This is a genomic window from Streptomyces dioscori, assembly GCF_003024195.1.
GTDB lineage: Bacteria > Actinomycetota > Actinomycetes > Streptomycetales > Streptomycetaceae > Streptomyces > Streptomyces dioscori.
Window position 1 is genome coordinate 261,317 of sequence record NZ_KZ679047.1, and the last position, 12,540, is coordinate 273,856.

Genomic DNA, 12,540 nt, shown 5'->3' on the forward strand with positions numbered 1-12,540 from the left:
TGGGTGGTAAAGTGGCGTCATGATGAGCGACGGCCTACGGGAACGCAGCAAGGCGCGACGCCGGGAGGCGATCGTCCGCGCGGCCTACGAGCTGTTCGCCGACCGTGGGTTCGAGGCGACGACGATCGCCGACATCGCGGCGGCGGCGGAGGTCTCACCTCGTACGGTGACCCTGTATTTCCCTTCCAAACTGGAACTGGCGATGTCGGAGTTCGACTCCGTCACCGATCAGGTCAGGGCCGCCGTGCACGACCGGGAGCCCGGCCTGACGATCCTGGACGCGCTGGAGCGCTGGCTGCGCGAGGAGATCGCCGAGCCCAGGGGCCTGGCCGATCTCACCGACCGCGTGCTGGAACTGAACCCGCAGCTGCGCGCGGTGGCCGAGGCACGGCTGACGGAGGTCATCAAGTTCGGCGCGAAGATCCTCGCCGAGGAGCGGGGCAGTTCTCCCGACGACTTCGGACCGCGCATGGCGTCGGCCGCCGCCGCCGCGGTGATCAGCGAAGTGTGCTACCGGCCCCAGGAGGCCGACATCGACACGGCGATGGCCTTCCTGCGCGCCGGACTGGCGACCCTGCCGCCCGGCCCGGCCTCCTGAGGTCCGCGCCACGCGACCGCCGGCGCAGGGCGTGCGACCGCCGGCGCAGGCCGTGCGGCCGCCGGTCCAGGGCGGTCACCCGCGGAACACGTCGGCCGTCCCCGCGGAACACGTCGGCCGTCTCCGTGGAGACCTCGGCCGTCCCCGTGGCGTACGGAGTCGGCCATCACCTCGTGCGCGGAGGCGGCCATGTCGTGCGCCCGCCGCTGGGGCGCTCCCACGCCCGACGGGCGAGCCCCCGGCGGGTCAGGGCACCGCCCCCTCCTTCACGTCGCCCTTGTCGAGGCGCAGACCGGGGATCCTGTCCCAGCCGGTGACACGCATGAGCCGCTGGATGTGCGGGGCGACGCCGTGCAGGGCCAGGGTGCCGCCCGAGGTGTGCAGGGACAGGGCCGAGAAGACCAGCAGACGCAGCGCGCCGACGTCGATGAACGCCAGCTCCCGCAGGTCGAGCCGGATGCTCGTGCCGGCGACCGCACGGGCGCGGGCGCGGGTGGTCTCGGCCTGCAGGGCGCGGGCCAGGGCCGTCACGTTCGTGTCGTCCACCTCGCCGGCGAGCGCCAGGCCCGGCGGGGCGAAGGTGCGGGTGATGGAGAGCAGTTCGTCGCGCCACACCAGGTCTGCGGCGACCCTCCCGTGGTGCAGCCCGTCGAGCGGGGCCAGTTCCATGTCGTCGAAGACCCTGCGGTCGTACTGGCAGATCCCGAGGACCGGCAGGGACGCGAAGACCGGTTCCAGGAGGAGTTCGCTGTCGTGCAGCGTCTTGAGTCCCTTTCCCGCCTGGCCGCGCATGATCTCCATACTGACGCGCAGGCCGAGATAGCCGTCCCCGACCGCGCGGCGCGCCTCGCGGCGGATCACCTCGTCGAGGTCCCACAGCCCTTCGGGCGTCCCGAGGTGCGGGTCCACCGTCAGCCGGCCGGCGGCGAGTTCGTCGTCGACGGCACAGCCGCGGGACTCCAGGAAGGTGAGCGCGAGTTCGGCCGGCAGATCGGCCGGGCCCAGCACCAGCCCCCGGTGCCCACTGGCGAGCCCGTCGAGGAGGAACGCGGCGACCACGGTCTCGCGCTCCTCGTCCGCGTCGTAACCGAGCAGCAGATGGTCTCCGGCGCGCATCTCTCCCACCGCTCTGAGCGCGGGCACAACTTCCATTTCCCGCACCTCCAGATCTCCCGCTCGGTGTGCCGGAACGCCTCCACGCTACGCCCGTCGACACCTCTGCGAGAGGATGAGTACCCGATTTCCGTCACCCCGCCGGGACTCGGACACGGGCGTCGCGGAGCGTTAGGGTGACCGCCATCGGCCGGGTGAGGAGGAGCGATGGGCGCCTCGGTACGCAGCGGCAAGAGCGGCAATCTTCCGGCCGAGCCCAACACATTCGTCGGCCGCGCATCCGAACTCGCCCGGATCGGCGCACTGTTGGAGTCCACGCGCCTCCTGACCCTCACCGGCCCCGGAGGTGTCGGCAAGTCCCGGCTGGCGCTGCGAGCCGCACATGCCGCGCAGACCGAGTTCTCCGGCGGCGTATGGCTGGTGGAGCTCTCCGACCTGCAGAACGCGGACCTCCTGACGAACGCGGTGGCGGAGGCGACCCGGCTGACCGAGCAGACGCTGCGCCCGCTGCTCGTGGCGGTCTGCGAGCATCTCGACGACGGGCCCCTGCTGCTCGTCCTGGACACCTGCGAGCACGTACTCGCCGAGTGCGGCCGTGTCGTCCAGGAACTCCTGGCGCGCGTACCGGAGTTACGGATCCTGGCCACCAGCCGTCAGCCGCTGGGGGTGCCCGGTGAGCATCTGCTGTCGCTGGCCCCGCTGCCGCTCGGCGAGCACGCCGACGCGGTCGCGCTGTTCACGGCCCGCGCCGCCGCCGCCGTGCCGTCGTTCGCGCTGACCGACACCAACCGGACCGATGTCGCGGCGGTCTGCGCCCGGCTCGACGGGATTCCGCTCGCCCTGGAACTGGCCGCGGTACGCCTGCGCGGCTTCCCGCTCGACCGTCTGCTGCAGGGCCTCGACTCCCGCTTCGACCTGCTCGTCTCGCCCGCCCGGCCACGGCTCGCCCGGCATCAGACGCTGCGTACGGCGATCGGCTGGAGCCATGAGCTGTGCACCCCGCTGGAACGGCTGCTGTGGGCCCGGCTGTCCGTATTCGCGGGTGGCTGGGACGTGGAGGCCGCCGAATTCGTGTGCCACGGCGGCCCGTTGGACGCGGAGGAGATCCTCGCCCTGCTCGCGTCACTCACCGAGAAGTCGATCGTCACCCGGGAGAACGACAGCGTGGCCGGGCGCTACCGCATGCTCGACACCATCCGCACCTTCGGCGCCGACTGGCTGGAGGGCCTCGGTGAACGGGACGCCGTACGCGCCCGTCATCTCGACTACTTCCGCTGGATCGCCCGGCAGGGGGAGGCCGAGTGGCTGGGCCCCGGCCAGCGCATGTGGGCCGAACGGCTGAGTGTGGAGCACGCCAATCTGCGGGTCGCGCTGGAGGAGAGCCTGGCGGCGCCGGAGCCCGAGCCGGCGCTCGAACTCACCGGCACGCTCTGGTACTTCTGGTTCGCGTGCGGGTTCGCCGACGAGGGGCGCGGCTATCTGGAGCGGGCGCTTCGCCGGGCACCCGAGGAGACCCCCGGACACACCCTGGCGACCTGGGCGCACCGGCTGGTCACCGTCGTACCGGACGACGTGGACGCGGCCGAGTCCGTGAGCGCGGCGTACGTGTGGCTGGCACAGGAGCGTCAACTACCTATAGCCGCACTGCCGTTGACGGGTGCGAGCCTCGCGGTGCGCGGCGAGTCGGCGCGGTCCGCCCTGCTGTACGGCAGCAGCACCCAGGGGCCGGGGGGCGGGGGCGGCGCGGAGTTCTTCCAGCTGCTGACGCTGGCCGTGCAGGCGTATCTGCTGGCCGGGCAGGGCGCGTTCGAGCGGTGTGCGGTGGTCGCGGAGCGGCTGCGCCTCGACTGCGAGAAGCGGGGAGAGCTGTGGATGCGGGCCTGGGGTGACTTCTTCGTCGCCCTCGCCGGGATCGGGCTCGGACGGCCGGAGGCGGCGCTGCTCTCCGCGCGTGAGGCACTGGCGGCGAAGTGGCGCGTCCACGACCGGCTCGGCGCGGCTGCCGTGGCCGACCTGCTGATCGCGGCGGAGGCCGCCGCCGGTGAGCCGGAGCGCGCGGCCCGGCTGCTGGGCGTGGGCACCCGGCTCTGGTACACGGCCGGACTCCCCCAGCTCGCCGACATCGAGGCGACCGTCTTCCGCCGGGAGTACGCCCGCCAGCTCCGGGCCACCCTCGGCGACACCCGTTTCGCCGAGGCCGTGCGCGAGGGCCGCGGTCTTGGCCCGGAGGCGGCGATTCGGCTCGCGCTGGACGGCGTACCGGACGAGGCGGATCTCTGACGCCCGGCTGTCAGGTCCGTGAACGCGGCCGGACGACGGATTGCGGAAACCCCGCACCGGCCTAGTGTCGAAAGCGTACCCACCGGCGAGGCACCACGGACCCGGCAGGCGCCGGGCCACTCCTTCGGCCGAGCACACATGAGGCGCATGTGCACGCACGAGCCGCATGAGCACGCGACGACACGGACAGAGAGGCACCCCCATGGCAACCTTCACCACCAGCGACGGCACCGGGATCTTCTACAAGGACTGGGGCACCGGTCAGCCGGTCGTCTTCAGCCACGGCTGGCCGCTGAACGCCGACGCCTGGGACGGGCAGGCCCGCCTGGTGGCCGACAACGGCTTCCGTGCCGTCGCCCACGACCGCCGGGGCCACGGCCGCTCCGACCAGCCGTGGCAGGGCAACCACATGGACCAGTACGCGGACGACCTGGCCGAACTCATCGAGGGTCTCAACCTCGACAACGTGATCCTGGTCGGTCACTCGACCGGCGGCGGCGAGGTGACCCGTTACATCGGCCGCCACGGCACCCGGCGGGTCGCCAAGGTCGTCCTGCTGGGCGCCGTACCGCCGCTGATGCTGAAGACGGCGGACAACCCCGAGGGCACCCCGCGTGAGGTGTTCGACGGCATCCGCGCCGGCGTCGAGGCGGACCGCTCGCAGTTCTACTGGGACCTCAGCGAGTCGTTCTACGGCTTCAACCGGCCCGGCGCCACCGTGTCGGAAGGTCTGCGCCGCTCCTTCTGGCTGTGGAGCATGCAGGTCGGCCTCAAGGCCGCGTACGACTGCGTCGAGCAGTTCTCCGAGCAGGATTTCACCGAGGACCTCCGGAGCATCGACGTCCCCACGCTGGTCGCGCACGGCGAGGACGACCAGATCGTGCCCATCGGGGCCGCCGCCCTCAAGACGGCCCAGATCGTCAAGGACGCCACGCTCAAGACGTACCCGGGCGCCCCGCACGGCCTGGTCGGCGAGTTCGAGAAGGCCTTCGACGCCGACCTGCTGGCCTTCGTCAAGAGCTGACTCCGACGCACGGGCCGGCTCCGGCGCACGGGCCGGGCCCGCGCTTCCGCCCCGGCGGGGCCGGGCTCAGAGCCAGCCGTTGCGCCGGAACCCCCGGTGGATGCCCAGGCAGAGGGTGGCGATGACACCGAGGGCCAGCGGATAGCCGTACGTCCAGTGCAGTTCCGGCATGTGGTCGAAGTTCATGCCGTAGATACCGCAGATCATGGTCGGCACGGCGACGATGGCGGCCCAGGCCGTGATCTTGCGCATGTCCTCGTTCTGGGCGACCGTCACCTGCGCCACATGGGCCTGGAGGATCGAGTCGAGCAGCCCGTCGAAGGCGTTGATCTGCTCGGTGGCGCGGGCCAGGTGGTCGGCCACGTCACGGAAGTACGGCTGTATCTCCGGGGACACGGCGGCCGGCGGTTCGTGGGCGAGGATCTGCAGGGGCCGGTGCAGGGGCACCACCGCGCGCTTCAGTTCGAGGAGTTCGCGCTTGAGCTGGTAGATCTGGCCGGCGTCGCCGCGGGCGGTGCGCTCCGCGAAGACCGCGGTCTCGACGGCCTCTATGTCGTTCTGTACGGCGTCCGTGACGTCGAGGTAGTCGTCGACCACCCGGTCCGCGATGGCGTGCAGGACCGCCGAGGGCCCCTTCTGGAGCTGGTCGGGCAGCCGCTCCAGGGCTTCCCGGAGCGGACCGAAGGAGCCGTGGCTGCCGTGCCGGATGGTGATCACGAAGTCCCGGCCGACGAAGACCATCACCTCGCCGGTGTCCACGACCTCACTGGTCGCGGTGAGCTGCTCGTGCTCGACGTACCGGACGGTCTTGAAGACGGCGAACAGCGTGTCGTCGTACCGCTCGACCTTCGGTCGCTGATGCGCGTGGATCGCGTCCTCGACGGCCAGCGGATGCAGGCCGAACAGCTTGGCGAGGCCGGCGAACTCCTCCTCGGTGGGCTCGTGGAGACCGATCCAGACGAAGCCCTCCCGGTGCTCGCGGGTCCGGCGGATCGCCTCGCCCGGCGCCCAGTCGCCGGGCTGCCGTCCGCCCTCGCGGTAGACCACGCAGTTCTCCACCGCGCTCCCGAGAGGGGAACGGGCGGGATGGCTGAGGTCCACCGTGCGGTGATAGGCGCGGCGGACCGCTCTGCTGAGGTTGCGGATCATGGGCACTGGCTGGGCTCCTTCGGTGACCGGGTCAGTGTGCCACCGGTCCGAGACCGGCCCGTGCCACCGGTCCGCGAACGCCTCGCGCTCAGTTGTCCGACGCGACCGGAGTGGGCGGCCCGGCGGGGCCGCCCACTCCCAGGGCCCGTCGTCAGTGCTGTGCCGGGCCGATGTTGACCATCCAGGGAATGCCGAACCGGTCCGTACACATCCCGAAGACGTCACCCCACATCTGTTTCTCCAGCGGGACGGAGACCGTGCCCCCGGCGGACAGCTTCTCCCAGTAGCCGCGCAGCTCGCTCTCGTCGTCGCCGCTCAGGCTCACCGAGAAGTTGCCGCCCGGTGTGTACTCCATGCCCGGTGGGGTGTCGGCTCCCATGAGGGTGAAGCCGCTCGGCGTCTCCAGCATGCCGTGCATGATCTGGTCGGCCTCCGGGGTGCCCGGCGCACCGGCCTCCCCGAAGGTGTTCAGCGCCAGCGTGCCGCCGAAGACCTCCTTGTAGAACTCCATCGCCGGCCGGGCGTCGCCGTCGAAGCTGATGTAGGGGTTGAGGCGTGAAGCCATGAAAACCTCCCAGATCGGACAGAACGAGCAGGTGTCCGCAGACTAGCGCGGGCCACTGACAACGGCCCGGACCAGGCGATCGGCTCCTCCCGACCGCCTGGCGTACCCACGGGCCCGCTCGCCATGGCCTCAGCCGTCGCAGGCTCCCGCTCGTCCCGATGTCAGCCCTTGGTCAGCTCCTTGAGCGCGGTGTTGAGTTCGAGGACGTTCACCCCGGGCTCGCCCATGAAGCCGAGCGTGCGGCCTTCGGTGTGCCGGTCCACGAGCTGCTGCACCCGGCTCACGGGCAGGCCGTTGCGCTCGGCGACCCGGTGCACCTGGAGGTCGGCGTAGGCCGGGGAGATGTCCGGGTCGAGGCCGGATCCGGAGGACGTCACGGCGTCGGCGGGGACCTGGGACGGACTGACCTTGTAGTCGGCCGTCGAGTTGTCCTTGACGACCTCGGCCTTGGCCTCCTTCACCCACGCGATCAGTTCGGCGTTGTCGCCGGAGCGGTTGGTGGCACCCGAAAGAATCAGCTTGTACTGGGTGTTGACCGAGTTCTCGCCGAGGCCGTTGGCCGGCCGGGGCTGGAACCAGTCGAGGCCGTAGCCCTGCTGGCCGATCAGCGAGGAGCCGACGACCCTGCCGCCCGAGGTGATCTCCGAGCCGTTCGCCTTCGTGTTGAAGAGCGCCTGGGCGACGCCCGTCACGGCGAGGGGGTAGAGCACTCCGCAGACGACGGTGAGGACCAGGAGCGCCCGCAGCCCGGCGCCCAGCAGCCGGGCGGTGTTCGTGACCGAGTTGTTCATGACGATCAGCACGCTTTCGAGGAAGGTCGGGGAGCTACAGCCCGGGAATGAGGGAGAGGAGCAGGTCGATGATCTTGATGCCGATGAAGGGCGCGATCAGTCCGCCCAGGCCGTAGATGCCGAGGTTGCGCCGCAGCAGCCGGTCGGCGCTGACCGGCCGGTACCGCACTCCGCGCAGGGCGAGCGGCACCAGGGCGATGATGACCAGCGCGTTGAAGATCACCGCGGAGAGGATCGCGGAGTCCGGCGAGGACAGCTGCATGATGTTGAGCTTGTCCAGGCCCGGGTAGACCGCCGCGAACAGCGCCGGGATGATCGCGAAGTACTTGGCGACGTCGTTGGCGATGGAGAACGTCGTCAGCGCGCCCCGGGTGATGAGGAGCTGCTTGCCGATCTCGACGATCTCGATGAGCTTGGTCGGGTTGGAGTCGAGGTCGACCATGTTCCCGGCCTCCTTGGCGGCCGAGGTGCCGGTGTTCATGGCCACCCCCACGTCCGCCTGGGCCAGCGCCGGCGCGTCGTTCGTACCGTCGCCCGTCATCGCGACGAGCTTGCCGCCCGCCTGCTCCCGCTTGATGAGCGCCATCTTGTCCTCGGGGGTGGCCTCCGCGAGGAAGTCGTCGACGCCCGCCTCCTCGGCGATGGCCCTGGCCGTCAGCGGGTTGTCGCCGGTGATCATGACGGTCCTGATGCCCATGCGGCGCAGTTCGTCGAACCGCTCGCGCATCCCGTCCTTGACGACGTCCTTGAGGTGGATGACACCCAGCACGCGGGCGCCCTCGGTGTCGTCGACGGCCACGAGCAGCGGGGTGCCGCCCGCCTCGGAGATCCGGTCGGCCCGGTCCGCCACGTCCGCGGTGACCGTGCCGCCCCGCTCCTTCACCCAGGCGACGACCGAGCCGGCCGCTCCCTTGCGGACCCTGCGTCCGTCCACGTCGACGCCGGACATCCGGGTCTGGGCGGTGAAGGTGATCCACTCGGCGTGCGCCAGCTCGCCCTGGTGGCGCTCGCGGAGCCCGTACCGCTCCTTCGCCAGGATGACGACGGAACGGCCCTCGGGGGTCTCGTCGGCCAGCGAGGAGAGCTGAGCGGCGTCGGCCAGTTCGGCCTCGGTGGTCCCGGCGACGGGTACGAACTCGGCGGCCTGCCGGTTGCCGAGCGTGATGGTGCCGGTCTTGTCGAGCAGCAGCGTGGACACGTCACCGGCGGCCTCGACCGCCCGGCCGGACATGGCCAGGACGTTGCGCTGCACCAGCCGGTCCATACCGGCGATGCCGATCGCGGAGAGCAGAGCGCCGATCGTGGTCGGGATCAGACAGACGAGCAGCGCCACCAGCACGACCATCGAGAGGTGGGTGCCCGCGTAGTCCGCGAACGGCGGCAGGGTGACCACCGCGAGGAGGAAGACGATCGTCAGCGAGGCCAGCAGGATGTTCAGCGCGATCTCGTTGGGCGTCTTCTGCCGGGCGGCCCCCTCGACCAGGTTGATCATGCGGTCGATGAAGGTCTCGCCGGGCTTTGTGGTGATCTTGACGACGATGCGGTCGGACAGCACCTTGGTGCCGCCGGTGACGGCCGAGCGGTCGCCGCCGGACTCGCGGATGACCGGGGCCGACTCCCCCGTGATCGCCGACTCGTCCACGGAGGCCACGCCCTCGACGACGTCACCGTCGCCGGGGATGATGTCGCCGGCCTCGCAGACGACCCGGTCGCCGATGCGCAGTTCGGTGCCCGCCACCGGCTCCTCGGGGCCGCCGTCCGTGGACAGCCGGCGCGCGATCGTGTCGGTCTTGGCCTTGCGCAGGGTGTCGGCCTGCGCCTTGCCGCGGCCTTCCGCGACCGCCTCCGCCAGGTTGGCGAAGACGACCGTCAGCCAGAGCCAGGCGCTGATCGTCCAGCCGAACCAGTCGCCCGGGTCCTTGAACGAGAAGAGCGTCGTCAGGACCGAGCCGACCAGCACCACGAACATCACGGGGGACTTGACCATCACCCGCGGGTCGAGCTTGCGGAAGGCGTTCGGCAGCGACTTGACCAGCTGCTTCGGGTCGAAGAGACCCACGCCGACCCGGCCTTCGCCGACGGTGCGTCCGGCCGGTGCGCCGGTGTCGGCACCGGTGTCACCAGCACTGTCGCTGTCACTGTCGGGGTGTATGTGTGTCGTCATGATGCCAGCCCCTCCGCCAGCGGACCCAGCGCGAGCGCGGGGAAATACGTGAGACCGGTGATGACGAGGATCGCGCCCACCAGCAGTCCGGTGAACAGCGGCTTGTCCGTGCGCAGGGTGCCCGCCGTCTCCGGTACGGGCTTCTGTCCGGCGAGCGAACCGGCCAGTGCGAGGACGAACACCATGGGCAGGAACCGGCCGAGCAGCATCGCCACGCCCAGGGTGGTGTTGAACCACTGGGTGTCCGCGTTCAGACCCGCGAAGGCCGAGCCGTTGTTGTTGGCGGCGGACGTGTAGGCGTACAGGATCTCGGAGAAGCCGTGTGCCCCGGTGTTGGTCATCGAGTTGCCCGGCGTCGGCAGGGCCATCGCGGCCGAGGTGAGGACGAGTACGAGCGCCGGGGTGATGAGGATGTACAGGGCCGCGAACTTGATCTCGCGGGTGCCGATCTTCTTGCCCAGGTACTCGGGGGTGCGGCCGACCATCAGACCGGCGATGAACACCGCGATGATCGCCATGATCAGCATGCCGTAGAGGCCGGAGCCGGTGCCGCCGGGCGCGATCTCGCCGAGCTGCATGCCCAGCATGGTGATGCCGCCGCCGAGGCCCGTGAACGAGGAGTGGAAGGAGTCCACCGCGCCGGTCGAGGTCAGGGTCGTGGACACCGCGAAGATCGACGAGGCGCCGACGCCGAAGCGGGTCTCCTTGCCCTCCAGGGCACCGCCCGCGAGGTCGAAGGCGGGGCCGTGGTGGGCGAACTCGGTCCACATCATCAGGGCGACGAAGCCGACCCAGATGGTGGCCATGGTGGCGAGGATCGCGTAGCCCTGCTTCAGGCTGCCGACCATCCGGCCGAAGGTGCGGGTCAGCGAGAACGGCACCACCAGGATCAGGAAGATCTCGAAGAGGTTCGAGAAGGGGGTGGGGTTCTCGAAGGGGTGGGCGCTGTTGGCGTTGAAGTAGCCGCCGCCGTTGGTGCCGAGTTCCTTGATGGCCTCCTGGGAGGCGACCGCGCCGCCGTTCCACTGCTGTGAGCCGCCCGAGAACTGGCCGACCGCGTGGATCCCGGAGAAGTTCTGGATCACTCCGCAGGCGACCAGGACGATCGCGGCGACCACGGACAGCGGTATCAGGATGCGGACGACCCCGCGGACGAGGTCCGCCCAGAAGTTGCCGAGGTCGCCGTCACGGGAGCGCGCGAAACCTCGTACGAGGGCGACGGCGACCGCCATGCCGACGGCCGCGGAGACGAAGTTCTGCACGGCCAGACCGGCGGTCTGCACGACGTGGCCCATGGCCTGTTCGCCGTAGTACGACTGCCAGTTGGTGTTCGTGACGAAGGAGACGGCGGTGTTGAACGCCTGGTCCGGGTCGATCGAGGAGAAGCCGAGCGAACCGGGCAGCACACCCTGCAGGCGCTGCAGGAGGTACAGGAAGAGCACACCGGCGGCGGAGAAGGCGAGGACTCCGCGCAGGTACGCGGGCCAGCGCATCCCGGTGTCCGGGTCGGCGCCGATGCCCTTGTAGATCCACTTCTCGACGCGCAGATGCCGGTCCGAGGAGTAGACCCGGGCCATGTGGTCGCCGAGGGGGCGATAGGCGAGTGCCAGCGCCGCTATGAGTGCCAGCAGCTGAAGGATGCCGGCGAGTACGGGGCTCATGTCGTGCTCAGAACCTCTCCGGGAACACAAGGGCGAGGATGAGATAGCCCAGCAGGGCGACGGCCACGATCAGGCCGATGCCCATCTCAATATTGGATGCGGCCTCGGCGGTCACAGCTTCGTCACCCCCTTGGCTACGAGGGCCACCAGCGCGAAGAGCGCGATCGTGGTGACGACGAAGGCCACATCGGCCATCGTGAGCTCCTGAATGAGGTTCCGGATGCGGTGCCGGTGCCCTGGCGGACCGCGCCAGCGCCCCGGCCGAACGCCTTGACGTTCAGAGCAAACATCCGCCGGAGGCGCTCGCGGCGCGCGTTGACGGCTCCCTGACGCCGTTCCGTGCGCTCTTGACGCATCTCATACGCCGGTACGGCGCACCGCTGTGGAACCGGGGGGCGGAAGCGGCCCCCGGAGTGATCCCGGAGCGGTTAAACCGCTGGTCCGGGCCTTGTGGCCACGACCATCCGGCAGCGCGGGCTGCCGTCGTCCCTGCGGCCGAACTCGGGCAGGGCGTGCAGCTCGACCGTGAAGCCCGCGCGGGTCAGTTCCCGTCGCACGTCGCCGAGCCGGAATTCCCGGTAGTACATGACGAAGGGCGGACGCCACACCGCGTTGCGCACCTTCATCACCGCGTCGAAGCCGAGCATGGCCCAGTAGCCGGGCGAGGCGGGAGGGGCCGGGGCGACGATCGGGAAGGCGAACCGGCCGCCGGGCCTCAGCACCGAATGGACCTGCTCGAACAGGCCGGGCAGTTCACGGGGCAGGAAGTGTCCGAACGCCCCGAAGCTCACGACCAGGTCGAAGACCGGGCCGAACGGCAGGGCGAGGGCGTCGCCGCGCACCCAGCCGGCGGGCGGTCCGGCGGGCCGTTCACGCCGTCGGGCCTCGGCGAGCATGCCCGCGCTGATGTCGATGCCGGTGACGCTGTCCCGGCACACCGAGCCCAGCACGTCCATGCCCGCGCCGGTGCCGCAGCACAGGTCCAGCCCGCGGCCGAACGGTCCCATGCCGGTCAGGGCCCGCGCGACGGACCGCAGGAACGCGTCCGGCGTACGGAACGGGGTCTGGTCGAACTTCGGCGCGAGGAGGTCGTAGCCGTGCTCGACGGACGACAGCGCCTGCACGGCGAGTTCGCGGAACGTGGGGCCCTGAGGGGTGAACATCGTCGATCAGCTTAGAGCTTCCCGCCGGTCTC

Annotated in this window: 11 protein-coding genes; 3 read left to right on the forward strand and 8 right to left on the reverse strand. The window is 70.5% G+C overall.

Annotation, left to right across the window (positions count from 1 at the left end):
* Positions 1-19: 19 nt before the first annotated feature.
* The gene (locus C6Y14_RS25445) at positions 20-598 is read left to right on the forward strand and encodes a TetR/AcrR family transcriptional regulator (RefSeq protein WP_107019138.1); all 579 of its coding nucleotides are present in this window, start codon (positions 20-22) and stop codon (positions 596-598) included.
* Between the two features lie 246 nt (positions 599-844).
* On the opposite strand, the gene C6Y14_RS25450 is transcribed toward C6Y14_RS25445, so the two are convergent.
* Positions 845-1,750 carry an MEDS domain-containing protein gene (locus tag C6Y14_RS25450; RefSeq protein ID WP_107019139.1) on the reverse strand — a complete coding sequence of 302 codons (906 nt, stop codon included), beginning with the start codon at positions 1,748-1,750 and terminating at the stop codon, positions 845-847.
* 168 nt (positions 1,751-1,918) lie between these two features.
* Between C6Y14_RS25450 and C6Y14_RS25455 the strand changes: the two genes are divergently transcribed.
* A complete protein-coding gene (locus C6Y14_RS25455; protein ID WP_107019140.1) occupies positions 1,919-3,991 on the forward strand; it encodes an ATP-binding protein in 2,073 nt (690 codons plus the stop codon).
* A gap of 202 nt (positions 3,992-4,193) precedes the next feature.
* Positions 4,194-5,015: an alpha/beta fold hydrolase gene (locus tag C6Y14_RS25460; RefSeq protein WP_107019141.1), complete on the forward strand. Its 822-nt coding sequence runs from the start codon at positions 4,194-4,196 to the stop codon at positions 5,013-5,015.
* A 66-nt stretch (positions 5,016-5,081) separates the two neighbouring features.
* Here C6Y14_RS25460 and corA read toward each other — a convergent pair whose 3' ends face one another.
* From corA to C6Y14_RS25495, 7 genes are all read right to left on the reverse strand, one after another.
* The gene (corA, locus tag C6Y14_RS25465) at positions 5,082-6,164 is read right to left on the reverse strand and encodes a magnesium/cobalt transporter CorA (protein ID WP_107019142.1); all 1,083 of its coding nucleotides are present in this window, start codon (positions 6,162-6,164) and stop codon (positions 5,082-5,084) included.
* Between the two features lie 151 nt (positions 6,165-6,315).
* On the reverse strand, positions 6,316-6,729 hold the full coding sequence (locus C6Y14_RS25470) for a VOC family protein (RefSeq protein WP_107019143.1): 414 nt from the start codon (positions 6,727-6,729) through the stop codon (positions 6,316-6,318).
* 161 nt (positions 6,730-6,890) lie between these two features.
* Positions 6,891-7,520, reverse strand: coding sequence for a potassium-transporting ATPase subunit C (locus C6Y14_RS25475; protein WP_107019246.1), 630 nt, complete (start codon positions 7,518-7,520; stop codon positions 6,891-6,893).
* Positions 7,521-7,554: 34 nt separating this feature from the next.
* Positions 7,555-9,684 carry a potassium-transporting ATPase subunit KdpB gene (gene kdpB, locus C6Y14_RS25480; RefSeq protein WP_225891262.1) on the reverse strand — a complete coding sequence of 710 codons (2,130 nt, stop codon included), beginning with the start codon at positions 9,682-9,684 and terminating at the stop codon, positions 7,555-7,557.
* Complete coding sequence (gene kdpA, locus C6Y14_RS25485; RefSeq protein WP_107019144.1) at positions 9,681-11,345, reverse strand: potassium-transporting ATPase subunit KdpA; 1,665 nt, start codon at positions 11,343-11,345, stop codon at positions 9,681-9,683. Before kdpA ends, kdpB begins: the two co-directional genes overlap by 4 nt.
* Positions 11,346-11,352: 7 nt before the next feature.
* Positions 11,353-11,460 carry a K(+)-transporting ATPase subunit F gene (gene kdpF / locus C6Y14_RS25490; protein ID WP_225891263.1) on the reverse strand — a complete coding sequence of 36 codons (108 nt, stop codon included), beginning with the start codon at positions 11,458-11,460 and terminating at the stop codon, positions 11,353-11,355.
* Positions 11,461-11,773: 313 nt separating this feature from the next.
* Entirely contained in the window at positions 11,774-12,508 is a 735-nt protein-coding gene (locus tag C6Y14_RS25495) for a class I SAM-dependent methyltransferase (RefSeq protein WP_107019145.1), read from the reverse strand.
* Between the last annotated feature and the right edge of the window lie 32 nt (positions 12,509-12,540).

Excerpts from the sequence above, each read along its gene's own strand:
- kdpB (WP_225891262.1), bottom strand. The coding sequence starts at position 9,684 with ATGACGACACACATACACCCCGACAGTGACAGCGACAGTGCTGGTGAC.
- C6Y14_RS25445 (WP_107019138.1), top strand. The coding sequence starts at position 20 with ATGATGAGCGACGGCCTACGGGAACGCAGCAAGGCGCGACGCCGGGAG.
- C6Y14_RS25460 (WP_107019141.1), top strand. The coding sequence starts at position 4,194 with ATGGCAACCTTCACCACCAGCGACGGCACCGGGATCTTCTACAAGGAC.
- C6Y14_RS25495 (WP_107019145.1), bottom strand. The coding sequence starts at position 12,508 with ATGTTCACCCCTCAGGGCCCCACGTTCCGCGAACTCGCCGTGCAGGCG.
- C6Y14_RS25470 (WP_107019143.1), bottom strand. The coding sequence starts at position 6,729 with ATGGCTTCACGCCTCAACCCCTACATCAGCTTCGACGGCGACGCCCGG.
- corA (WP_107019142.1), bottom strand. The coding sequence starts at position 6,164 with ATGATCCGCAACCTCAGCAGAGCGGTCCGCCGCGCCTATCACCGCACG.
- C6Y14_RS25475 (WP_107019246.1), bottom strand. The coding sequence starts at position 7,520 with ATGAACAACTCGGTCACGAACACCGCCCGGCTGCTGGGCGCCGGGCTG.
- C6Y14_RS25455 (WP_107019140.1), top strand. The coding sequence starts at position 1,919 with ATGGGCGCCTCGGTACGCAGCGGCAAGAGCGGCAATCTTCCGGCCGAG.
- kdpA (WP_107019144.1), bottom strand. The coding sequence starts at position 11,345 with ATGAGCCCCGTACTCGCCGGCATCCTTCAGCTGCTGGCACTCATAGCG.
- C6Y14_RS25450 (WP_107019139.1), bottom strand. The coding sequence starts at position 1,750 with ATGGAAGTTGTGCCCGCGCTCAGAGCGGTGGGAGAGATGCGCGCCGGA.